Raw genomic sequence first — 23,773 nt, 5'->3', positions numbered from 1 at the left:
ATTTTCATCTAAATTTAAATCAGCTAAAATATCAAAAGCATTTAAAATAAAAACATTTAAAATATTATCATATAAATTTAATTTCAAATCAAATTCAAATTCATCAAAAACACTATAAAAATCAAAAATACTTTTAAGTTCTAAAGAATCACAATACTTTGAAAATTCACTAAATTTTATAGTCATATCCTTATTTTAAATATTTTGTATGTTATAATTTTAACAAATTTTTAGGGGAATTTTTTGAATATTGAAACATTAAAAAAAGATATTATTTTAAAAAAAGGAATATATTATTTTGACTTTACAGCTAGCGCTTTAGCTCTAAAAAGCATAGAAAAGGAAATTAAAAAAATTCTTATTACCTATGCAAATACACACTCAGATAGCTCTTTAAATTCTTTCATTACACAGCAACATTATGAAAATGCAAGAATAAATTTAAAAAAATACCTTGAATTAGATGATAGCTTTGCTCTTATAGCTTGCGGGAGTGGATCTTCAGCTGCTATTAAAAAATTTCAAGAACTTTTAGGTCTGTACATACCCCCGCTTATTAAAGAAAAATATTTTAAAAATACAGATAAAAACACTTTGCCTTTAGTTATAGTAGGACCTTATGAACACCATTCTAATGAACTTTCATTTAGAGAAGCTTTATGTGAATGTGTTCGCATACCCTTAGATAAAAATGGCGAGCTAGATTATGCTTTTTTAGAAAAATTATTAAAAAAATCTAAAAATAGACAAATCATAGCAAGCTTTAACGCAGCTTCTAATGTTACTGGAATTTTAAGTGATTATAAAAAAATCTACACTCTAATCAAACAATATAATGGCGTAGTTGCTTTTGATATTTCTACTTTAGCTCCTTATGCTAATTTAGATTCTAAATTTTATGATGCAGTGTTTATTAGCTCTCATAAGCTACTTGGAGGTGTAGGATCTTGTGGTTTGCTTGCTATTAAAAAAAGTCTATGTGGTAATACTCCTAGCTTTGCTGCAGGTGGAACCGTAGGCTATGTTTCAAGAACCTCTCAGCAATACTTGTGCGAAGTTGAAAATTTAGAAGAAGGTGGTACACCTGGCATTATTCAACTAATTAGAGCAAGTTTAGCTTTTAAAGTACGCAATGAAATAGGTTTAAAAAATATAGAAAAAAAAGAAAAAGAACTTTGTAAATATTTTTTCAAGCAATGTGCAAATTTTCCAAAAATGATCTTATATGCAAAAAATATCACTCATAGATTACCTATTTTTGCTTTTAATATAGAAGGAATTTCTCCTTTTGATTTAGCTTATAAATTAAGCAAAACCTATAAGATAGAAACAAGAGCAGGTTGTGCTTGCGCAGGACCTTATGGACATGATTTACTCAATCTAAAAGACAATCAAGAATTAAAATCTAAACCAGGCTGGCTAAGGGTAGGTTTTCATTATACACATACAAAAGAAGATATAGAGTATTTTTTTAAAGCCTTGAAAGCAAGTATCAAGGCTTTAAGTTAATTATTGCAAATCGTATTTTTCTACAATTTTTTGGTAAGTACCATCAACTTTAACTTTTTCTAAACCTGCATTGATTTTTTGGACAAGCTCAGTTTGTTTTCCTTTATCAAAAGCTACACAAAAACCTGAACTTCCATCATTTTCTTCTAAAAATGCTTCTAATTCTTCATTGGTTTTTAAATAACCTTTGCCGATATCTTTATCTGTTAAAACTGCATCTACTTTACCAGCTTTTAAAGCTAAAATTGCTGCTAACATTTCTTCACTTGCAACTACCTGAGCATTTGGAATAGCCTTAGCAGCACTTTCTTGAATAGTTCCAAGTTGAACACCTATTTTTTTACCTTCTAAACTTTGCTTATCACTAATGCTAGAGTCTGTTTTTAGTTTTAAATATAAATTTTTAGTATTAAAATAAGTATCACTAAAATCCATACTTGTTAATCTTTGTGGTGTTGAGCTCATAGCAGAAGCTATCATATCAATCTTTCCAGCTTTTAAAGCAGGGATTAAACCATCAAAACTCATATTTACCCATTCAAGTTTTAAATTTTCTCTTTTTGCTATCTCTTCTAATAAATCAACATCAAAGCCGGTAATTTTTGCATCTTTAATAAAATCAAAAGGAGGATAATTTGCAGCTATACCTACTTTATAAACCTTTTCACCAGAAGCACTAGCTTGACTATTATCGCTTGAGCAAGCACCTAAAGCTAATATACCAAATAACGCTAAAACAACATATAATATTTTTTTCATTTTTTTCCTTTGTTAAAATTAAAATAAAATTGATAAATGATTATAATGTGTTTAAACGCCTGTATTTCTTCATAACCGCCTCCTTTATAATAAATGTGAGCATAATTATAGCAGAAAAAAGTTTTTTGTAAAGAGTTGTTATAAAATATTTTTTATTTAAGTTAATTTTTATATATTTTAATTAATGTATTTAAATTTTTACTTTCTTACTAATCATTAAAACATAACCTATTCCAAGACAAATAGACCACATCGAACTACCACCATAACTTAAAAGCGGTACGGCAACTCCTTTTAACGGGGTTAAAGAAATAATTCCAAATGCATTCATAAAAAATGAAAATAATAAAAGTAAAGCTACACCTGAACAAAACAAAAAATGAACCTTATTTTCACAACGCCCTGCTATTCTAAAAATTCTAAGTATCACCATCAAATAAATAAAACATATAATGCCTAATCCTAATAGCCCTATTTCTTCAGTAATCCCTGATAAAACAAAGTCTGTATGCACTTCACTTAAAAATCCCAGTTTAAAAGTTCCAAGCCCTAAACCCTCTCCAAAAAATCCACCATGTGCTATAGCATTTAAACTATGCGAAATTTGATAAGGCTCTGAATTATGACTTACCCTTAAAGCGTTTGCTAACCAATCAGGAAAGAAAGGCAAAAATGCATCTTGGATATTTCCCCACCAAGCAGAAATACGCTGAATTCTTCTTTGATTACTTAAAATCACCAAAACACCAATCATTCCAACAATAACCACACCAAACGCAAAAAGTCTTTTGCTAGCTCCTGCAAAAAAAGCTAAAGCAAAAACCAAGAAAAAAGAAATAACACTTTGCCCTAAATCATTTTGTGTCATATAAATATAACCAATAACAAAAGCAGCTAAAATAAAATAAGGAATTAAGATTAAAACTTCATGCTTGATTGCTTTTTTACTATCATCAATCCTTCTTGTATAAGACCAAGCAAGGAAATAAATCAAACCTATTTTAAAAAATTCAACCGGAGAGATAGATAAAGGGCCGAGCCTAATCCACCTTTTAGCACCACCTGCTGCAGTAGCAAGAAAGGTGGGCAAAAAAGGTAAAATAAGTATAAATAAAAAGGAGATGAGTAAAACACCTATCATTAAATAATGCGCCATTTTACTATCAGGATTTAATCTTGAAACAAAATAAATAATAGCTATACCACTAAGCCCAAAAAAAAGCTGTCTGATAAAAAAGTGAAATTCATTATATTCTAAATAAAGAACAGTAAAAGCACTTAAAGAATATGAAAAAAGTATTCCTATAGTTATAAGAATGCAACTTAAAAAAAATAACTTTCTATCAGCAACCAATATTATTCCCTAAATTTTTATAAAAAAGTTAATTTTAATAAATTGCAACTTAAAATGATGTTATTTTAGCATCAAGTATTATTTTTATATAAAGATTTTAAACTCTCATAAGCAAGCTGAATTTTCTCAAATTCTTCACGGCAATAAGCTTGCTCGATCTTACTTTTACCTTGATGGCGATCAGGATGATAAATTTTAACTAAATTAAGATAATTTTGTCTAATAGTAGCAAAATCATCACTAGAATTACACCCTAGTGTTTGAAAATAATTTTCAAAAAGCTTTGCTAGTGCATTAAATTTCCAATTAGTACTAGCTTTATTTTTCATTTTATTTCTAAATTCTAAGAGCTGAGTTTCATTAATCGTAAAATCAACACAATATTTTAAATGCTCATTTACACTTGCTAAAATTTCTAAAAGATTTAAAGTGTTATCATCTTTGTATTCTACTGAAAAAATACAATTTTTTTCATCATACACGCTTTTATGGTCTTTAAAATACTGCTCTAAATATACAGCAAATAATTTTTCATTCGAACTTAGTGTGATTAAAATATTTTTTTGCGCAAAACCTATTTTGGCGAAGATTACAGGCTTTAAAGTATTTGCTTGAGCAAGGTTTAACTTAAAGGTTTTATAGTGCGCAAAGGCAAGATTATCGATTTGATTTCCGGTATTTTTTTTATACTTGTGATTAACAAGTTTTAAAAAATATCTTCTTTGAGGAATTTCATTTTCCACAAAAAAAGATAAAGTTTTATTTTTATTACCTATAACTTTAGAAAAATTTTTACGGATAAGATCTTGAAAATATTTAAACATTAAAAAATCATCAGTATTAACACTAACTGATTCTAAAGTTTGCACTACTTGCATAAAATCCTCTCTATAAAACTAACTCCACAAAAATGCCTGCTCATTTAAAGCACTAGTGTGTTTTAAAATTTCATTTGGACTATAATCGGCTTTATACGATAAAGATTGACACCCTTTTACAAAATATCCTAAATAAATGTATTTTAATTTTTTTAATTGCGCAAGCTTGATTTCTGTTAAAAGCGAATATTTACCAAGACTTAGATGAGAAAAATCAGGATCATAAAAACAATAAATACTAGAAATTCCATCTTCTAAAATATCAATCAAATCAACACAAACTAACTTATTATCTATATAAAAATCAAGCTCGTATCCAAAAGTACCTGCATTATCCACATAAAGATTGTAATATTTTCTAAAATTTAAATCATAAATTTTCCAATTTCTTTTATCTTTTTGATAATGATGGTATTTTTCATAAAGTAATAAATGCTCATCGCTTAAAGAAGGTTTTTGTAAGATTATTTTAGTAACTGTATTTTTTTTCAAAACCCTACGATAACTTTTACTAAAATGAAAGTTTTCTACCAAAATACGCAAATTTTGACACTCATTACAATCATTGCATATTGGTCTTGAAAAATATGAACCAAAGCGACGCCAACCTCTTGAAACTAATTCTTGGTTTTGTGCCTTAGTGATAAAAGAGACATAGTTGTATTCATTTCTACAATATCTATTTTCAAGATAAGGACATTCTTCTTCTAAAGTACAAAAACCAATAATATTATTCATTAGATCTTTTTTATATCGCTATTTTTTACAAATTCCATAAATTCATTAGCTAAACGCTCTTCTTTTAAAAACATATCTTCAAATTCTTGCTCTTGTTTTTTATCTTCATTTTGCTTAGCTAAGTCTTTTTGTATAGCATCTAAGTCAGCATTTTTCATACTCACTCCACTTTTACTTGCTTTAACTTTTTCTTTTTTTGTTTGACCTTGTTCTTTTTGGAGTGCCTTTTTTATATCTTTTAATTCATCTAAAAAACTCATGATTGCCTACTTTCTTTTATCTTTTGTAAGGCTGCAGCTATAGCAGCAATTACTTCTTCTTTATTTTCTTGGTGTCTATCTTCTGTTTTTTCTAAAAGCTCTTCCATATGTGTTTCTATAAAAGAAGTATCAAAATACCCTCTTCTAAATTCTCTTATTTTGGTAATTGCAATCAAAAATGGCACAGTTGTTCTAATATCATCAATCACAAATTCTTTCAATGCTCTCTCAAGTCTATTAACCGCACTATCATAGCTTGAGCCTTTAACAATTAATTTTGCAAGCAAAGAATCATAATAAGGTGGCACAGTATAGTCTTTATATAAATGACTATCCACTCTTACAGACGGTCCTAAAGCTGGAAAATATTCTGTGATTTTACCCGGACTTGGAATGAAATTTTTCCATACATTTTCTGCTGTAATCCTAGCTTCTATTGCAAAACCTCTTGGTTTTATATCGCTTTGCTCAAGATCTAAAATTTCCCCATTTGCTATACGAATTTGTCTTGTGATAAGATCAATTCCTGTGATTTCTTCTGTGATTGGGTGTTCTACTTGAATTCTTGTATTCATTTCCATAAAATAAAATCTATTATAATCATCAAGTAAAAACTCAACTGTCCCAACATTGGTATAACCCACAGCTTTTGCAGCAGCTACTGCAGTAACCCCTATGGTTTTTCTTAGTTTTTCTGAGATACTTGGACAAGGTGCAATTTCAATTATTTTTTGGTGCCTTCTTTGTATTGAGCAATCTCTTTCACAAAGATGAATGATATTACCATAATTATCTGCTAAAATTTGAAACTCAATATGCCTTGGATTAATAACATATTTTTCCATAAAAACTTCATCATTTTTAAAAAAGCTTAATGCTTCTCTTTTACAAGCTTCAAAAGATTTTTCTAAATCTTCTTCTTTATGCACTACGCGTATACCCCTACCGCCACCGCCACCGCTGGCCTTTAAAATCACCGGATAACCTATTTTTAAAGCCTGAAGTTTGATTTCTTCTAATGTGCAATGATTTAATTTTTCAGTACCTGGAACCACAGGAATTCCATTTTTTTTCATTAGATATCTTGCTATATTTTTATTCCCCATTTTACGAATAACATCTGATTTTGGCCCTATAAAGATAATCCCTGCTTCTTCGCATTCTTTAGCAAATTCATAATTTTCACTTAAAAAGCCATATCCAGGATGTATAGCATCAGCACCACAAGCTTTAGCAATTTCAACTATTCTTTTGCCATCTAAATACCCTCTTATTGCATCAGTTCCTATTCTATATGCTTCATCAGCAACTTTTACATGCAAACACTCATGATCAGGTTCAGTATAAACAGCAACGCTTTTTATATGCAAATCCCTACAAGCACGGATTACCCTTACTGCAATCTCACCTCTATTGGCTATTAAAATCTTATGTATCATTACTTTGCCTTAAGCTAAAATATTATTCAAAGAAGATTAGCATAAAAATATAAAAATTCTATAAAATTACTTGTTTTTGCTAATTTTAAGAATTTTTTGATAAAATTACTCTTTTATTTTGCGCCCATAGCTCAGCTGGATAGAGCATTTGATTGCGGTTCAAAAGGTCAGAGGTTCGAATCCTCTTGGGCGTACCACTTTATTTACATTCTTTGCCTATAAAATTCTTTTCTAAAATTTTCAAATTCGTCTTTAATAATAGCTTCACGCATTTGCTTTACCAAATTTAAATAATAATGCAAATTATGAATACTTGCAAGTCTAAAAAAGGTTAATTCTTTAGCTTTAAATAAATGATTTAAATAAGCCCTTGAAAAGTTTTTGCATGTATAACAAGAACATTTATTATCTATAGGGGCATAATCGGTGATAAATTCTGCTTTTTTAATATTAAATTTTCCAAAGCTAGTAAACAAAGTTCCATTTCTTGCATTTCTTGTTGGCATCACACAATCAAACATATCCACACCTCTTGCTACATTTTCTACCAAATCTTCAGGTGTGCCAACCCCCATTAAATACCTAGGACGATTGTTATCTACATAAGGCATCATAGCCTCAACCGTATCATACATAGCCTCATTTTCTTCTCCTACGCTTAATCCGCCTATAGCCAAACCATCAAAGTCCATCTCACAAAGTGCTTGAGAACAAATTTTTCTAGCTTCAAAATCCGTTCCACCTTGGATAATACCAAAGATATTTTGCCCTATTCCTACACCCTGACTTTGCTTTAATTTATGATAACCAATAGCCTCTTTTGCCCATTTTATAGTGCGTTTTAAAGAAAGTTCTATCCTTTCTTTACTTGCAGGCAAAGCCACTAAATCATCTAAAATCATCATAATATCTGAATTAAAATCATACTGTGCATCTAAAACACTTTGCGGGGTAAAATAATGCAAACTTCCATCAATATGACTTTTAAATTGAATTCCTTTTTCATCAGGTTTTGAATTTTTACTTAAAGAAAAAGCTTGAAAGCCTCCACTATCTGTTAAAAAAGAGCCATTAAATTTACTAAAACCATGCAAGCCACCCATTTGTTTAATCACCTTAGATCCTGGTCTTAAATACAAATGATAAGTATTTGCTAAAATGATTTTTGCATTTAAAATTTCACTCATATCAACAGCATCTAGACTTTTAATCGCAGCTAAAGTCCCAACTGGCATAAAAATAGGAGTTAAAATTTCACTATGTGTAGTTTTTATACGACAAGCTCTAGCATTTGCACTTTTATATTGAACTTCAAATTCCATTGATTTTCCTATATTTTTTGCATAATCATACCAAAGACTTGCTTATAAATTTTTTTGAAAAAGCCTGTTTTAACAGGCTTAAGAAATTAGTAGTTTTTTACAAATTCAACGATTTTTTCACAACCTTCAATAATATCTTTTTCATTAGTTGCATAAGAAAGTCTAAAATACCCTTCCATGCCAAAACCTATGCCTGGTACTAAAGCTACTTTTTGCTCTTCTAATAATCTTTTACAAAATCTCATAGAATCACTATCAACTTCTTTGCAAGATATAAATAAATAAAAAGCTCCTTGTGGAATTTGTTCTAATTTTAACTTATCGCTTTTAGCTAAAATTTCACACGCTAACTCTCTACGCTTTAAAAAGGCTTGCCTCATCATTTCAATATCGCTATCTGCTTTTCCAAGTAAGGCTGGTAAAGCTGCGTGTTGAATGATTGAACAAATATTTGAAGTACTTTGTCCTTGTAATTTTTTAACAGCATTGTTAAACTCACTCATTTTGCTTGCCATATAACCAAAACGCCATCCTGGCATAGCACCACATTTACTAAGACCATTAATACTTACAGTTCTATTTAAAGCATCTTCGCTCACTTGTGCAAAAGCACAAAATTCTCCATCATAAACTAATTTTTCATAAATTTCATCACTTAAAACTACTATTTTAGTTCCTTCTAAAACCTTAGCCAAAGCAGTAATTTCTTCTTTAGAATATATAGCTCCTGTAGGATTTGATGGAGAATTAAACATCAAAACCTTAGTTTTTGAAGTAATAGCTTGTTTTAATTGCTCAGGGGTGATTTTAAATCCATTTTTTGCCTCACCTTCTATAAACACAGGAGTTGCGCCTGCAAATTTTACCATTTCAGGATAACTCACCCAATAAGGACTTGGTATGATAACCTCATCACCTTCTTCAACTAAACACTCAATCGCCATAAATAAAGAATGCTTAGCACCAACATTGGTAATGATTTCGCTTGCTTTGTATTCTAAATTATTATCATTTTTAAATTTATATTGTATAGCTTCTATAACTTCTTTTATGCCAACAACTGGCGTATAAGCCCCACAACCTTTTTCAATAGCTTCAATTGCTGCTTTTTTAATGATTTCTGGAGTATCAAAATCAGGCTCACCTGCTGAAAAACTAATAACTTTTTCACCATTTGCTTTTAAAGTTTTGGCTATATCAGTCATTACTAAAGTTAAGGATTCTCCTAGATTTTGAGATCTTTGACTTAGCATTTTTTATCCTTTATTTTTTGCTTTGATTTTTATTTGTGTTAATTGTTACAACTTGGAGCTTAAAAAAATCTACGAATAAAATTAAGAGTGTATATTTTTATAAATTTGTGTAGAAACTATACATTTTCTACACATAAAAATTTTATATTGTTTCTTTGGGTAATTATTCTAAAGCTTCTATATCGCTTTCATTATGATGAATAAAACGCTCATCTTTTTCTATAGTTTCAACCAAACGCCCTACTCTTTCCCATCTAACTTTTTTATTTTCATCCCATGAAAAATAAATAAACCAAGGTTGACCAACTATATATTTATAATCTACACTTCCCCAAAATCTACTATCACTAGAATGATCACGGTTATCTCCCATCATAAAATACTCATTTTCAGGTACTTTATAATAATAAGCATTAAAACCATAAATATTATTAGCACCTAATTCATCAAAAGAAGCAGGCTTCATAGCAAATTGACCTAAATTTAAATAGCGAAAAAACACGCTTTCTATATCTACTCTAGAATCATAATGTATTCCTTTTTCTACAAAAGGTTCTTTTACAAAAAGTCTTCCACCTATGATTTTTGTTTTATTAGGATAATAATCTTTCATATACTCATCACCCTCAACCATACGCACATATAAGGTTTTATTTGCAAAAACAACCTCATCTCCACCCTTAGCCACACATCTTTTTACATAATGGATTTTTGGCTCATGTGGATATCTAAATACTACAATATCTCCTCTTTTAGGACCTTCAGCACTTACTAAATGTCCATTTTTATTAAAATCAGGTAAAACAGGCACTTCTATCCAAGGAATATGCGGAGTTGGAATACCATAAGAGAATTTTTTTACAAATAAAAAATCCCCTACTAATAAAGTATTTTTCATAGAACCACTTGGTATGGTAAAAGCTTGTATAAAGAAAAATATAATCAATAAAACAACTATTAAAGTCCCTGTCCAAGATTGCGTGAATTTATAGATTTTTTTCAAAAAATTCATTTTTTAATCCTATTTTTAGCCGATTTTATAGTATTTTCTAAAAGCATTGCTATAGTCATAGGCCCTACCCCGCCTGGCACAGGAGTAATATAACTAGCTTTTTTACTTACATTTTCAAAATCAACATCACCTACTATTTTTCCATCAACTCTATTAATCCCTACATCAACTACTATCACACCCTCTTTGACCATATCTTCTTTTAAAAGATTTGGACAACCTGCTGCTACGATGATAATATCAGCATTTTTTGTATAAGCTTTTAAATCTTTTGTATAAATATGACAAATACTTACACTAGCATTAGCATTTAATAAAAGCGTAGCCATAGGACGACCTACTATATTAGAAGCTCCTATTACAACTACATCAGCGCCCTCTAATTTTATATCATAATGCTCTAAAATTTTCATAACACCCAAAGGCGTACATGGCAAAAAACCACCTTTTAAATTTAAATTTAAATTCCCGACATTAAAAGGATGAAAGCCATCTACATCTTTATTAAAATTAATACTTTCTAAGATTATGTCTTTATTAATATGTGCTGGTAATGGAAGCTGAACTAAAATTCCATCAACACTATCATCATGATTTAAGGTATTAATCAAAGCCAAAAGTTCATTTTGAGTTGTATTTACATCAAGTCTATAAACCAAAGACTTAATCCCACATTGCTCGCAAGCCTTTGCTTTAGAACCCACATAAGTAGCACTAGCAGGATCTTCACCTACTAAAATCACGGCCAAACAAGGCTCTATACTTTGGGTTTTAAGTTCTAATACTTCTTGTTTTAGATTATTTTTTATCTCATCACTTAGCTTTTTACCATCTAAAAGTGTCATTTCTTTCCTTAAATTTATAGCTTTCTTTAACTTAAAAAATTGTATCATAATAAAACTTCTTTTTTGTTAAAGGTGATAAATGAAAATTATTTTATTTTTGTTTTTTATAGTTTATGGTGTTTGGGCTGAAGATTTTATCTCACCTAAAGAATACCAAGAATCCCTTTACAAAAATCCAAGAGGCATAAGTTGTGCTAAATGTCATGGTGATGGAGGACAACAAATACTAGGATATTATACTAAAAATGGAGAAAAAACACCTTTTATAGTGCCAAGTATTAAAAACACTCCTTATACACGTTTTAGAGAAATTCTAAGCCAACCTCAAGAGGCAAAAAGCATTATGCCAACTTACTCATTAACAGAAGATGAGATGAAATCGCTTTATGATTATATTACTAACAACAAAAGGAGTAAAAAATGAAAAATAATAAAAAAGCCTTTGAAGAAGCTTGTGAATATATAGCGGGCGGGGTTGATTCTCCTGTGCGTGCTTTTGCAAGTGTAGGTAGCAATCCTTTATTTATCAAGCAAGGAAAAGGTGCTTATATTAGCGATATAGAAGATAATACTTATATAGATTATGTACAAAGCTGGGGACCTTTACTTTTTGGACATTGTAATGAGGATATTGAAAAAGCTTGTAAAAAAGCATTAGAACATGGTTCAAGCTTTGGCGCACCAACCCTAGCTGAAACCAAATTAGCTAAATTTATCCTAAAAGATTGGCCGCATTTAGACAAAATACGCTTTGTAAGCAGTGGCACAGAAGCTACTATGAGTGCTATTCGTCTTGCAAGAGGATTTAGCAAAAAAGATAAAATCATCAAATTTGAAGGATGTTATCATGGGCATTCTGATTCTTTATTAGTAAGTGCTGGAAGTGGTGCGGCTACTTTTAACACCCCAAGCTCACTAGGAGTTTTAACCGATGTGGCTAAAAATACTCTAGTAGCTATTTATAATGACATTGAAAGTGTTAAAAACTTAATCAATAATGATGATAATATAGCTTGTATCATTATAGAGCCAATTGCAGGAAACATGGGTTTAGTACCTGCTAAAATAGAATTTTTACAAGAATTAAGAAAACTATGTGATGAGCATCAAATTCTTTTGATTTTTGATGAAGTTATGAGTGGCTTTAGAGCTTCATATCTAGGCTCTTTTGGAATTAATAATATAAAAGCCGATATAGTAACTTTTGGTAAGGTTATAGGCGGAGGTATGCCTGCGGCTGCTTTTGCTGCAAGAGCTGAGATTATGGATTTACTAAGTCCTTTGGGCGGAGTATATCAAGCAGGAACACTAAGCGGTAATCCTCTTGCTATGGCTGCAGGTTATGCAAGCTTAAAAAAAGCAAGAAATTATGAAGGTTTATATGAAAAATTAGAAAAACTAGGTAAAAGACTTACTCAAGGCTTTAAAGAGGCTGCAAATGATTGTAAAATTCCTTTGCAAGTTAATTGCGTTGGTTCTATGTTTGGATTTTTCTTTTGTGAAAACCCTGTTAATAATTATCAAGATGCTTTAAAATCAGATACTAAATTATTTGCTAAATTTCATGCACAAATGCTAAGCAAAGGAGTGTATTTGGCACCATCTCAATTTGAAACAGGTTTTATATGTGAATGTATGGATAAAAAAATCATTGATAAAACTATACAAGCAGCACAAGAAAGTTTTAAAGCCCTATGAATAAAAGACAAAAAATCATTCGCAAAGGTATAGAAGCTGCAGATGGATTAAGCCTTGGCATATCCATGGTTGTAGCTGTTTTAATCGGAGTTGGTATAGGCTATTTTTTAAAAAACTTAACCGGTATAGCTTGGCTTTTTTGGGTAGGAGTGTTTATAGGAGTAGCTGCAGCGATTTTAAACGTTTATAAAGCTTACAAAGCACAAGTAAAAAGCTATGAGGAATTTAAAGAAGAAAATCGCTATAAAGATTTAAAAAATGATCCTAAAGCCTAAAATTTTACTAAAACTCTTGCTAGGATTAAATTTACTTTTCTTAGCAGGAGTTTTTTTCTATAAAGAGTTAAGCTTTAAAACCTTTATAAGCTTTGAATTTGGCTTTTTAGCTCAAAATTTAATCATTCTGGTATCTTTTTTAAATTATAAAAATTTTATTTTTAAAGCAGCTAGAAATTATGATTTTACACAAAGGCCTTTGCAAATTTTTACTAAAAAACAATATTCTTTGCCAAAAATTATAAAATTTATCCATATAGATGACGATTTAAAACCAAAATTTAAAAGTATTTTTAAAAACGCATTGGCTTTTTTTTCTTTATTTAAAATTTTTGCTTATGTGTTTTTAATAACAGGATTTTTATTTTTAGAGTTTCAAGGTTTAATGAGTATTTTTGCCTTGTTTTGTGCAATGTTTGTCACACCCATAGCGGTATTAATATATAATTTTTTAATAAGAAAATGTTGAGCTCAAAAAGAACGATTAGATCATTAACTGCATTGTTTTTTGGTATGATTTTTGTTTTTATAGGAAGTGCTTTAACGGTAAATTCTATAGCAATTATTTTAAAACATAACGATGTTAGTAATTTTTATATAGGGATAATAGGAAGTTGTTATTTTCTTGGTGCTATGGTAAGCACTATTAGTGCTCATAGGATAGTCTCTAAAGTAGGACATATAAGATCTTTTGGAATTTTTGCCATCATTTTTGGTATAGCTACTATGCTTCATAGTTTAAACTCTAATCTTTATTTTTGGATGGTTTTGAGATTTTTGCTTGGTTTTTGCTATTATGCACTTTTAATGGTCATAGAATCATGGCTTAATGAAAAAGCAAAAAATGCTATTCGCTCAAGAGTAATAGCCTTTTATGAAGTGGTATTTTACTCATCATCAGGCTTTGGAATTTTACTTATGTCATTTGACTTCCCAAGCAATACAGTATTTATTTTAAGCGCTAGTTTTATTATGTTTGCCTCTATTCCTTTATTTTTAATCCGTATTAAAGAGCCGGTTTTACCACAAAAAACCAAAATTTCCATCCCTAAAGTTTTTGATATAGTGCCTTTAGCTTTAGTGACAAGCTTTATAGCAGGTATGCTTTTAAATGGATTTTTCTCTATGGCTTCTTTATTTATACTTATACAAGGATTTGGCGCAAAAGAAGCTTCGATTTTTATATTTTGCACCATGTTAGGAGGATTTATATCTCAACTTTTCATCGGAACCCTTTCTGATAAAATTAGTCGTAAATTTGCTATTATTTTATGTGCTTTTACGGCTTTAAGTGCTATGCTTTGTATTTTATTATTAAGCTATAATATTTATTTAAAATACTTTTTTGGCTTTTTACTGGGTATGGGAATGTGTTGTTTATATGCTCTTTCTTTAGCTAGAGCAAATGATATGCTTGATGATTCTAGCAAAAGAGTTGAGCTAGGTAGAGCCGTTCTTTTTACTTATTCTTTTGGTGCTTTATTTGCGCCTGCTGTGCTTGGAACTTTGATGTATTATTTTGAAGGCAATGGTTTTATGTATTTTTACATCGTTTTATTAACTGTTTTAATTGCCTTTGCTATAGATAAACCAAAATTTAAAAATCTAACCAAATTTAAAAGAAAACCAGGTAATATGGTAATGCTAGATGATAACTAATATTTCTAACAATCAAAATCAATTTGCAAAAAACGAAACAAGCAAAGACAACAAAAGCGAGAAATCAGACAAAAAAACCTCACTTAATGATGCTTTAAAAAATCCTTTATTTTCTAAAAATGATCCTGAAGTCAAATTACATAAAGATTATGTAAGCAAAATCGATCAAAAATTACAAGAATTATTAAATAAACTTTTAGATCAAATCAAAACCAACAAAGATCCTGATTTAGCAGTATTAAAAAATCATAAAGATTTAAATTTTGCACCTAATTTTGCTAATGAAGTTAAAAAACTTCAAGCAGAGCTTTCTAAAAATCCTGAATTTGAAAAACTACTTAAAGTTTTAGAAGATCTAGTTAAACCCGCTAAAGATATCAACAATAAAAATCTTTCATCTTTGGTAAAAAATTCAGGTGTATTTTTAGAAGCAAAACTCAATCATTCTTTAAAAGAACAAAATTTACCACAAAGCTTTTTTAATCTTTTAAATACCATAAAAGGGGCTACTAGCGAAAATCTAAAACGCGATATAAGTAATTTAGATCTTAAAAATCTTGACACCACAAGTACGCTAAAAGAACTTATTCACATCTTACAAAATCATAAAAAAGAAAATAAAATTTCTTTAGAAAATACAAACTACAAGACACTTTTTAAACTATTTGATAAAATAGAAAATTTTAAAAACTATATCAATAAAAACCCAAACTCCATTAGTCAAGAAAAGCTACAAAATATTGCTAATAATTTCATTAAAAATCTTAATAAAAATTTAACACTTATCAATAAAGAACTAGCTAAACCTGAAAATATAAAAATTCAAAATACGCATATACTAAAAGAACTTAGTCAAAACATTAAAGATCTTATAATACTTTTAAAAGACATAAAAAATCACAAAAACAAAACTGAAACAACACAAGAAAATTTAAATAAAACTCCACACACTAAAGACATCAAAGAAGAGTTAAAAGAGGAAATAAAAACTCCGCAAAAAAACACAGAAGATAAAAAAGAAACTCAGCAAAAACAAGAAAGCATAGCAAAAGATAAAGAAATTCAAAACACAAAAGAAGAAAAAATACCACAAGGTAAAGATATTAAAGAAAATCCTAAAGAAGAACCAAAAACACTACAAAAAAATGCTGAAGAACCAAGCAAAAATGATAGTAAAAGTCAAAATTTACAAACAAATAATACTAAATTAGAAGATATATTTAAAAGCACTTCGGGCAAAATTTTACTAGAAGATATTTTCAAACAAAATGTAAGTAAAAATCTTAATTTTAGTCAAAATTTACAAGAAGAGCTTTTAAATAATCTAAACAAAGAACTAGGCTTAATAGGAAGAAAACTCAATGAGGTTTTAAAAGCTTTAGATCCTAAAAATTATGAGGCAAAAAATTCTTTAGATGATATAAAAAACATAGAAAAAAAATTAGAACTTTCTATAAAAGATCTTGGAAAAATTACTCCAAAAGATACTGCAGAAATTTCTTCAGAATTACAAAAAGACATCAAATCCACTCTTTTACAAGTTTCTAATCTAGCCAAAAATTTAGACAATGAAAGCATACTAAATCAAGCAAATCGTCTTATAGCTCAGCTTGAGTTTAATCAGCTTTTATCTTTAGCTAATAATAGCATTCATACTTTTTTACCTTTCTTTTGGGATGATTTAGAAAAATCTAATGTAGTTTTTAAACGTGGTAAAAAAGATAAATTTTATGCACAAATTAATCTTGAATTTGAAAAATTAGGAAAAATTAATGTATTTTTATCACTAAGCAATGATAAATACATTGATATAAATATGATGATAGAAAATGCTAATTTTAGAAAAAAACTTTACGAAAGAGCACATGAGTTAAAAAAAGCCTTAGTTAAAGTAGGACTTCTAAGCTCTAATTTTTTCATCAGCGATATAGTTAAAAGTAAATTTCACAATCAAGAAGAATACAATGATTTCAATATGGGTTTTGATACAAGGGCTTAAAAATGGCTAAAAAAACAAAAAAAGCCGTTGCGCTAGGCTATAACAAAGAAGATCAAAATGCACCAAAAATCCTAGCTAATGCCAAAGGTGAAAACGCTGCTAAAATCATCTCTTTAGCTAAAGAAAATGGCATACCCATAAAAGAAGACAAAGACTTAGTAGAAGTGCTTAGCAAACTTGACTTAGGCGATGAAATCCCACCTAATATGTATAAAGCAGTGGCTGAAATTTTTGCATTTTTATATAAAGTTGCTAATGAAGATGAGACTAAGCAAAGTCCGCAATCTTCTTAGAAAATTCAACTTGCTCGTAAGCATTTTTGCTAAATTTTAAAAACCCTTTTTGGGCGATTAAAACTATCGTTGAACCTAGCTCAAAATTTCCAAGTCTTTGGCCTTTTTTTACAAAAAGATCTTCATAAGTATGAGTAAAATCAAAATTTGCAGCGTTAGTTTGTATACTAGTATCAAAGCTAAAGTGCATTTTACCAACATTTAGCGCACCCACAAATACCATCCAAAGTATAAATTTTCCTTCCACTAAGCACTTTAAAACTACTCTTTCATTTTTAGTATAAAGATTTATAATCTTAGCTAACTTTGCCTCACTCACACTAAATAAAGCCCCACTCATATAAGTAGCACTTAAAATTTGCATATTACAAGGTGCGTGATAATGATGATAATCTTTTGGAGATAAATAAATATTTGCATAATCTATGCCATTTTCTAATTCTTCTTTACTGGCTGAGTTTTTTAAAAGCTCTTCTATACTATAACTTGAACCTTTAATGCTAAAAGCTAAATTTTCTTTTAAATCATTTTGAAAACTACTTCCAAGTTCTAAAATTTTACCATCACTTGGACTTACAAAGCCATCTTCTAATTCTCGCTCATTTAATAAAGTTCTTGTAAATAAAGCATTTAAGCTCTCATATTCTTCTAAAGACTTAAATTCACTCATATTGATATTAAAAGCATTTACATAAGCTTTATTAATATTTTTTTGTATGATTTTTGGAAATTTATATTTTGCTATGATTCCAAACATTTTTGAAGCACTATTGCTAAATCCCACTTATTCTCCTTTTAATCTAATCAAAGCTATCTCACTAGGAGCCAAAAATCTCACAGCAGGCCCCCAAAATCCAGCTCCACTACTTACATAAAGCAAACTATCTTTACTTAATTTATAAAGCCCATACACAAAGCCTTGCTCTAAATATACTAGCAAAGAAAAAGGGAAAATTTGTCCTGCATGTGTATGTCCTGATAAAATCAAATCAAACCCATTTACATCATAAGTTTTTACATACTTTGGTTGATGAGTGATTAAAATATTAACTTTTTCTTGATTGATTTGAGTTTTGATTTTTTCTATATTGCTTTCTTTAAATCCCAAACGCTTAGCAGCCAAATCCAAAGTCCCACTTAAAGTAAAATCCCCAAAATCAATACTTTCATCTTCTAAAACTTTGAAATTTTTAAGCGTTTTAAGCTTTTTGCTTATTGCATTTATATCATTATAATACTCATGATTTCCATAAACAAAATAAGTACCATATTTTGATTTAAAATTTTCTAATAAATTAATATAAGACATACTAGCTATATCTGCATCGATTAAATCCCCAGCTATGATAATTATATCAGCATTTAAAGCATTAACCTCATCGATTAAGGTTTTTAAAAAATCTTCACCTAAATTTTTCCCCAAATGCACATCAGAAAGCAAAGCTATGTTTAAATCTTCTTTTAAATTTTTAATTTTAATATCTACCTCATTAACCTTAGGTGTACTAATAGCATTTACAAAACCTTTAAACACCATACTAACGCTAAGTATAATAAGCCAAGAATCAAAAATTAATTTTAAAAACTTTCTTCTTTGAAGGCTAAAAATTTGCTCTTTTTTATTTTCATTAAAGAAAATCCAAGAACCAATTTCAAAAACCACTCCAAAAAGCAAGAAAAAACAGGTAATAGTAGGAAAAATCGCTAAAATATAATAAAGCTTTTCATGTAAAAAATCCCCGCGCATATTTACAAAAAAGATTAATTCACATGCAAAAACTATTAAAACAAAAGCTAACACAAGCTTTTTATAAGGTTTTAAAAAATCAACCTTACTTAAAAATCTTTTATAAATATACCAATTTGCCAAAGCAAAAAATAAAACTAATAAAGTAAAAAAAACAAACACTCTCATAGCGTAATTTTATTTAAGCAAAATTAATACTTTTTAAAGTAAAATCGCAAAAAAACATTTGGGAAAGAAATTTGGCTTTAATAGATTTAATTGACGCAAATAAGAAATTTAATACAAAAATAGTTTTAGAAAATGCAAATTTTAGTGCAAATTTAGGAGAAAAAATCGCCATTATAGGCAAAAATGGCGAAGGAAAATCAAGCTTTCTAAAAGCCCTTATGGGAACTTTAAAACTAGATAGCGGTAGAGTGATTAAACAAAATAATGCTAGCATAGGCATGCTAAGCCAACAAGTAAGCTTTGAAAGCACCTTAAGTGTGAGCGAAGCCATCAAAAAAGAACTTGAAGAAATTTATCAAGCCTTAAAAGAATTTGAAAACTATAACGAAAAACTAGCTCTTGATCCAGAAAACAAAGATTATTTAAAAAAAGTAGATGAACTAAGTTTATTTATAGATTCAAAAGATGCATGGAATTTAGACCAAAAAATACAAAGAATACTAGAAGAGTTTAAACTATTAGAGTATAAAGACAGAGCACTTTGCTCTTTAAGTGGAGGCGAAATAAGACGCGTAGGGCTTTGCACGCTTTTGCTGAAAAATCCTGATATATTATTGCTTGATGAGCCAACCAACCACCTAGATGTATATATGAGTAGCTTTTTAGAAGAAAGATTAAAAGCTTCTAAGATGTGTGTTATTTTCATCTCCCATGATAGGTATTTTATCGATGCGATAGCACAAAAATGCGTAGAAATAGAAGCAGGAAAATTAAGCATTTTTGAGGGTGGGTATACGCAATATCTAGAAAAAAAAGCAGCTATTTTAGCCTCCTTAGCTAAAAGTCATGAAACCTTACTTAAGCAATTAAAAAGCGAAGAAGAATGGCTAAGAAGAGGAGTTAAAGCTAGACTTAAACGCAACGAAGGACGTAAAGAACGCATTTTTAAAATGCGTGAAGAAGCTAAGAAAAATCCAGGAGCTATCAAACGTTTACAACTTGAGATTAAAAGAGCGAGTAAAAATTTCAATCAAACCCAAAGTCAAAACCGCAAAAAAATGCTTTTTGAACTTAAAAATATCTCAAAATCCATAGCAGACAAGACACTTTTTAAAGACTTTAATGCACGAATTTTACAAGGTGAACGCATAGCCATAGTAGGTAAAAATGGCTGTGGTAAATCTACTTTTTTAAAAATTTTACTTGATCAAATTCCGCTTGATAGCGGGGAAATTAAAAGAGGTGAAGTTAAAATAGGCTATTTTGATCAAAGTAGAAGCTTACTCAATACTGATAAAAAACTTTTAGAAATTTTTTGCCCAAATGGTGGTGATCATATTCAAGTGCGTGGTAAAAATATGCATGTTTATGGGTATTTAAAACAATTTTTATTTCCAAAAGAATTTTTAGAACAAAGTGTGAGTGTGTTAAGTGGGGGCGAGAAAAACAGAGTTGCTCTTGCCTTGCTTTTTACTAAAGAATATGATGTATTAATCTTAGATGAACCAACAAATGATTTAGATATAGCTACAATAAATATCTTAGAAGAATATTTACTTTCTTTTGAAGGTGCGATTTTGCTTGTATCACATGATAGATATTTTGTTGATAAAATAGCAACTAAACTTTATGCTTTTGAAGAGAATGCAAATATTAACATAGAAGTTCTTTCTTATAGTGAGTATTTAGAAAATGAAAGAGAATACAAAGACTTTGAAGAATTTTCTAAAAGTTTAGAAACAAACACTACAACAAGTGCAAAAACAAAAGAAAAATCAAGTAAAAAACTAAGCTATAAAGAAAATGAAATTTTAAACTCATATCCTGATAAAATTCATAAATTAGAAGAAGAAATAAAAGAAATAAAAAATGCTCTAAGTAATCCTGCAATCTATCAAGAACTAGGTATAAATACCCTTTATGAAAAGCTAAATTCCTTAGAAAATGAACTTAGTATTTTAGAAGAAGCTTATTTTGAGGTTTTGGAAAAAAGTGAAAGTATTGATTAACTTTATATATTTTAAATAAGATAAAATTACTCAAATTTATTTAAGGAAAAATTATGACTTTAATAACTATTTTATGTATTTACACAGCCTTTTTGGTTTTTATATCTTATATGCAAATTTCTTTTTTAAAAAAAGAAAGAGAAAAGCATGCAATTATTTTAAATGAGCATGATTATAAAAATGCTGCAAATATCGCCATAGAAAATGAAAAATACAAAATCTTTTCTAATCTTTATAATCTGATGATTAATATTTCTTGGATTAGCTTTGGCTTTTTATATTTAAAAGAAATTTTCATCAAAGAAAATTCTACTTTAGAAAATACTTTATTTTTACTTACATTTTTATTGATTATTAGTATTTTAAATTTACCACTTAGTTATTATGAAAGCTTTATAAAAGATAAAAAACACGGCTTTTCAAATATGACTTTAGCACTTTTTATTAAAGATAGCATTAAATCTTTAGCTCTAATGCTTATTTTTGGCTTTTTAATCATCTATGCTTTAGTGTTTTGTTTTGAATTTTTTAGCACATACTGGTGGGTAGTGGCTTTTGCTTTAAGCTTTATAATCATACTTATTATAAATCTCATCTACCCTACTCTTATTGCACCTATGTTTAATAAAATGAAAAAACTTGAAGATGAAAATTTATTAGAAAAAATCACTAATTTAATGCAAAAATGTGGCTTTAGTGCAAATGGTGTTTATGTTATTGATGCAAGTAAAAGGGACAAAAGATTAAATGCTTATTTTGGTGGCTTATTTAAGAGTAAAAGAGTGGTGCTTTTTGATACACTTTTAAATGCTTTAAAAGAAAAAGAACTCATCGCTGTTTTAGGTCATGAGCTAGGACATTTTGTGCATAAAGATTTACTAAAAATGTTATTTTCTAGTGCTTTGATGCTTTTTGCTTTATTTTTTATCTTTGCACATTTACCAAGCTTTTTTTATATTGAAAGTCATTTAGATGGGGTTAATGCTGGAGTTTTTGTGCTTTTATTGATTTTTGGAAATATTTTTACTTTTATTATCTCCCCGCTACTTAATAAAATGAGTCAAAAAAATGAATTTAATGCTGACTTACATGGAGCAAAACTAAGCTCTAAAGAAGATATGAAAAATGCTCTCATAGCTTTAGCAAAAGAAAATAAAGCCTTTGTTAAAACAAGTAAATTTTATACTTTCTTTCACTTAAGTCATCCTTGCATTTATGATAGAATCAAAGCTTTGCAATGATTTCAATCAAACAAGCTTTAAAGCAAGCTTACGCAAAAGATCCTACTCACAAAGAATATATACTTTTTATTCTTTGTGAGCTTTTACAAAAAGATAAGGCTTGGATTTTTTTAAATCCTGAATTTCAAATCGATGAAAAAATCTTTTTAGAATATGTAGATAGATTTTTAAATGGCGAGCCTTTTGAGTATTTATTTAAAAAAACACAATTTTATGGTTTAGATTTTTTTATTGAAAAAGGGGTTTTAATACCGCGTTTTGATAGTGAAATATTACTTGAAAGATGCTTAGAAATTTTAGATCATAACTCTTTTAAAAATATACTTGAGATTGGCTTTGGGAGTGGAATTTTAAGTATCTCCTTAGCAAAATTAAAACAAATTTTTATACAAGCTTGCGATATTAATCCAAAAGCACTAGAGCTTGCTAAAAAAAATGCAGATTTTCACAAAGTTTCAAATTTGATTGATTTTCAACTTTGTGATTTTAAAACTATGCGTGGAAATTTTGACTTTATTTTTTCTAATCCGCCTTATATTAAAAATGACTATCCTTTGGATAAATGGGTGCAAAATGAACCACATAATGCTTTATTTGGTGGGGATAAAGGTTGGGAAATTTTACATAAAATTATCCTTTTTGCTAAAAAACACAACACAAAAGTCTTAGCGTGTGAGTTTGGTTATGATCAAAAAGCAATTTTAAATAAAATTTTAGAGGAAAATGATTTCAAGGCCACTTTTTATCAAGATTATAATGGATTTGATAGAGCCTTTGTTGCGTGGAATTTAAAAAATTAGACTATAATTATCTTTTTATAGGAGAAAATAATGAAATCAATATATTTATTTTTGCTAGCAAGTTTAATTGGGATTGAAATTAGCATAGGTGTATTTTTAGCTCCGACTATATTTTATCCTGCTAAATTCATAGGCGAAGGGGTTTTAACTCATTTTCAAAGCGGACTTTTAATGACACACATTTTTGTACAATTTGGTTATGTTTTGCTAGGCGTGAGTGTTTTATCTATTTTAATGGAAATTTTCTCATTTAAGGATAAAAATTTAACTTTTAAAATAAATTTTTCAAAATTTATGCTTTCTTTAATCATTTTGGCACTAAGTTTGCTTTTTGTATTTTACTTCACTGCTTATGTTTTAGAAGCACAAAGTTTAGGAGAAGAAGCAACTAAGACTCAAGAATTTATAAAAATTCATGGTGCAAGTGAAGTTGTGATGAAAATTATCATGTTATCACAAGTAGTTTTGTTTTTTTTAAATTTTAAAACAAAAAAGTGATATAATAAAATAAGTCT

Annotated in this window: 24 protein-coding genes, 1 tRNA gene and 1 pseudogene; 13 read left to right on the top strand and 13 right to left on the bottom strand. The window is 28.9% G+C overall.

Annotation, left to right across the window (positions count from 1 at the left end):
• A pseudogene (locus tag L8W55_RS05265) lies at positions 1-186 on the bottom strand (ATP-binding protein); the annotation flags it as partial.
• Positions 187-243: 57 nt separating this feature from the next.
• Here L8W55_RS05265 and L8W55_RS05260 point away from each other — a divergent pair.
• Entirely contained in the window at positions 244-1,509 is a 1,266-nt protein-coding gene (locus L8W55_RS05260) for an aminotransferase class V-fold PLP-dependent enzyme (protein WP_263677674.1), read from the top strand.
• Here L8W55_RS05260 and L8W55_RS05255 read toward each other — a convergent pair whose 3' ends face one another.
• From L8W55_RS05255 to L8W55_RS05230, 6 genes are all read right to left on the bottom strand, one after another.
• Complete coding sequence (locus tag L8W55_RS05255; protein WP_263677673.1) at positions 1,510-2,268, bottom strand: basic amino acid ABC transporter substrate-binding protein; 759 nt, start codon at positions 2,266-2,268, stop codon at positions 1,510-1,512.
• Between the two features lie 190 nt (positions 2,269-2,458).
• Positions 2,459-3,622 (bottom strand): putative lipid II flippase FtsW, encoded by a 1,164-nt coding sequence (gene ftsW, locus L8W55_RS05250; RefSeq protein ID WP_263677672.1) that lies wholly within the window; start codon positions 3,620-3,622, stop codon positions 2,459-2,461.
• A 71-nt stretch (positions 3,623-3,693) separates the two neighbouring features.
• On the bottom strand, positions 3,694-4,500 hold the full coding sequence (locus tag L8W55_RS05245) for an adenylosuccinate lyase (protein WP_039617961.1): 807 nt from the start codon (positions 4,498-4,500) through the stop codon (positions 3,694-3,696).
• An 18-nt stretch (positions 4,501-4,518) separates the two neighbouring features.
• Positions 4,519-5,238, bottom strand: coding sequence for an arginyltransferase (locus L8W55_RS05240; protein WP_263677670.1), 720 nt, complete (start codon positions 5,236-5,238; stop codon positions 4,519-4,521).
• Complete coding sequence (locus L8W55_RS05235; protein ID WP_263677668.1) at positions 5,238-5,498, bottom strand: hypothetical protein; 261 nt, start codon at positions 5,496-5,498, stop codon at positions 5,238-5,240. The genes L8W55_RS05240 and L8W55_RS05235 overlap by 1 nt, the downstream gene beginning before the upstream one ends.
• On the bottom strand, positions 5,495-6,937 hold the full coding sequence (locus tag L8W55_RS05230) for an acetyl-CoA carboxylase subunit A (protein ID WP_039617956.1): 1,443 nt from the start codon (positions 6,935-6,937) through the stop codon (positions 5,495-5,497). The genes L8W55_RS05235 and L8W55_RS05230 overlap by 4 nt, the downstream gene beginning before the upstream one ends.
• 120 nt (positions 6,938-7,057) lie before the next feature.
• On the opposite strand from L8W55_RS05230, the gene L8W55_RS05225 reads away from it, so the two are divergent.
• Positions 7,058-7,134 (top strand) — tRNA-Arg (locus L8W55_RS05225).
• Between the two features lie 6 nt (positions 7,135-7,140).
• Here L8W55_RS05225 and tgt read toward each other — a convergent pair.
• From tgt to folD, 4 genes are all read right to left on the bottom strand, one after another.
• A complete protein-coding gene (gene tgt / locus L8W55_RS05220) occupies positions 7,141-8,259 on the bottom strand; it encodes a tRNA guanosine(34) transglycosylase Tgt (RefSeq protein ID WP_263677666.1) in 1,119 nt (372 codons plus the stop codon).
• Between the two features lie 86 nt (positions 8,260-8,345).
• Positions 8,346-9,512 (bottom strand): pyridoxal phosphate-dependent aminotransferase, encoded by a 1,167-nt coding sequence (locus L8W55_RS05215; protein WP_261530004.1) that lies wholly within the window; start codon positions 9,510-9,512, stop codon positions 8,346-8,348.
• Positions 9,513-9,675: 163 nt separating this feature from the next.
• The gene (gene lepB / locus L8W55_RS05210; protein WP_039617949.1) at positions 9,676-10,524 is read right to left on the bottom strand and encodes a signal peptidase I; all 849 of its coding nucleotides are present in this window, start codon (positions 10,522-10,524) and stop codon (positions 9,676-9,678) included.
• Positions 10,521-11,369, bottom strand: coding sequence for a bifunctional methylenetetrahydrofolate dehydrogenase/methenyltetrahydrofolate cyclohydrolase FolD (gene folD, locus L8W55_RS05205; RefSeq protein WP_257904703.1), 849 nt, complete (start codon positions 11,367-11,369; stop codon positions 10,521-10,523). The genes lepB and folD overlap by 4 nt, the downstream gene beginning before the upstream one ends.
• A 79-nt stretch (positions 11,370-11,448) precedes the next feature.
• Between folD and L8W55_RS05200 the strand changes: the two genes are divergently transcribed.
• The 7 genes from L8W55_RS05200 to L8W55_RS05170 are packed head-to-tail and all read left to right on the top strand — an operon-like array spanning position 11,449 to position 17,293.
• Positions 11,449-11,793 carry a c-type cytochrome gene (locus L8W55_RS05200; protein ID WP_012661297.1) on the top strand — a complete coding sequence of 115 codons (345 nt, stop codon included), beginning with the start codon at positions 11,449-11,451 and terminating at the stop codon, positions 11,791-11,793.
• The gene (gene hemL, locus L8W55_RS05195; RefSeq protein ID WP_263677665.1) at positions 11,790-13,067 is read left to right on the top strand and encodes a glutamate-1-semialdehyde 2,1-aminomutase; all 1,278 of its coding nucleotides are present in this window, start codon (positions 11,790-11,792) and stop codon (positions 13,065-13,067) included. The genes L8W55_RS05200 and hemL overlap by 4 nt, the downstream gene beginning before the upstream one ends.
• Entirely contained in the window at positions 13,064-13,342 is a 279-nt protein-coding gene (locus L8W55_RS05190; RefSeq protein WP_039617942.1) for an AtpZ/AtpI family protein, read from the top strand. The genes hemL and L8W55_RS05190 overlap by 4 nt, the downstream gene beginning before the upstream one ends.
• Entirely contained in the window at positions 13,326-13,811 is a 486-nt protein-coding gene (locus tag L8W55_RS05185; protein WP_263677664.1) for a hypothetical protein, read from the top strand. Before L8W55_RS05190 ends, L8W55_RS05185 begins: the two co-directional genes overlap by 17 nt.
• Entirely contained in the window at positions 13,808-15,001 is a 1,194-nt protein-coding gene (locus tag L8W55_RS05180) for an MFS transporter (RefSeq protein WP_233431018.1), read from the top strand. Before L8W55_RS05185 ends, L8W55_RS05180 begins: the two co-directional genes overlap by 4 nt.
• On the top strand, positions 14,991-17,000 hold the full coding sequence (locus tag L8W55_RS05175) for a flagellar hook-length control protein FliK (RefSeq protein ID WP_263677663.1): 2,010 nt from the start codon (positions 14,991-14,993) through the stop codon (positions 16,998-17,000). The genes L8W55_RS05180 and L8W55_RS05175 overlap by 11 nt, the downstream gene beginning before the upstream one ends.
• 2 nt (positions 17,001-17,002) lie before the next feature.
• Positions 17,003-17,293: a FlhB-like flagellar biosynthesis protein gene (locus L8W55_RS05170; RefSeq protein ID WP_012661291.1), complete on the top strand. Its 291-nt coding sequence runs from the start codon at positions 17,003-17,005 to the stop codon at positions 17,291-17,293.
• Here the strand turns inward: L8W55_RS05170 and L8W55_RS05165 are convergent.
• Together L8W55_RS05165 and L8W55_RS05160 are read right to left on the bottom strand one after the other, a co-directional pair.
• Positions 17,268-18,077, bottom strand: a complete 810-nt coding sequence (locus L8W55_RS05165) for a phosphatidylserine decarboxylase (RefSeq protein ID WP_039625682.1) — start codon at positions 18,075-18,077, stop codon at positions 17,268-17,270. The genes L8W55_RS05170 and L8W55_RS05165 overlap by 26 nt on opposite strands.
• Entirely contained in the window at positions 18,078-19,208 is a 1,131-nt protein-coding gene (locus tag L8W55_RS05160; protein WP_263677662.1) for a metallophosphoesterase, read from the bottom strand. It lies immediately after the preceding gene.
• Between the two features lie 71 nt (positions 19,209-19,279).
• Between L8W55_RS05160 and abc-f the strand changes: the two genes are divergently transcribed.
• The 4 genes from abc-f to L8W55_RS05140 are packed head-to-tail and all read left to right on the top strand — an operon-like array spanning position 19,280 to position 23,756.
• Positions 19,280-21,217 (top strand): ribosomal protection-like ABC-F family protein, encoded by a 1,938-nt coding sequence (gene abc-f / locus L8W55_RS05155; protein ID WP_263677661.1) that lies wholly within the window; start codon positions 19,280-19,282, stop codon positions 21,215-21,217.
• 53 nt (positions 21,218-21,270) lie between these two features.
• A complete protein-coding gene (locus L8W55_RS05150) occupies positions 21,271-22,458 on the top strand; it encodes a M48 family metallopeptidase (protein ID WP_263677659.1) in 1,188 nt (395 codons plus the stop codon).
• The gene (locus L8W55_RS05145; protein ID WP_263677675.1) at positions 22,458-23,258 is read left to right on the top strand and encodes a HemK/PrmC family methyltransferase; all 801 of its coding nucleotides are present in this window, start codon (positions 22,458-22,460) and stop codon (positions 23,256-23,258) included. Before L8W55_RS05150 ends, L8W55_RS05145 begins: the two co-directional genes overlap by 1 nt.
• A gap of 30 nt (positions 23,259-23,288) precedes the next feature.
• Positions 23,289-23,756: a DUF4149 domain-containing protein gene (locus tag L8W55_RS05140; protein WP_263677657.1), complete on the top strand. Its 468-nt coding sequence runs from the start codon at positions 23,289-23,291 to the stop codon at positions 23,754-23,756.
• Positions 23,757-23,773: the final 17 nt, after the last annotated feature.

Origin of the sequence: Campylobacter sp. FU_520 (assembly GCF_025772385.1) — a bacterium.
Lineage (GTDB): Bacteria > Campylobacterota > Campylobacteria > Campylobacterales > Campylobacteraceae > Campylobacter_D > Campylobacter_D lari_C.
The sequence above is the reverse complement of the archived record's forward strand: the minus strand, read 5'-3'. Positions and strand labels throughout refer to the sequence as shown.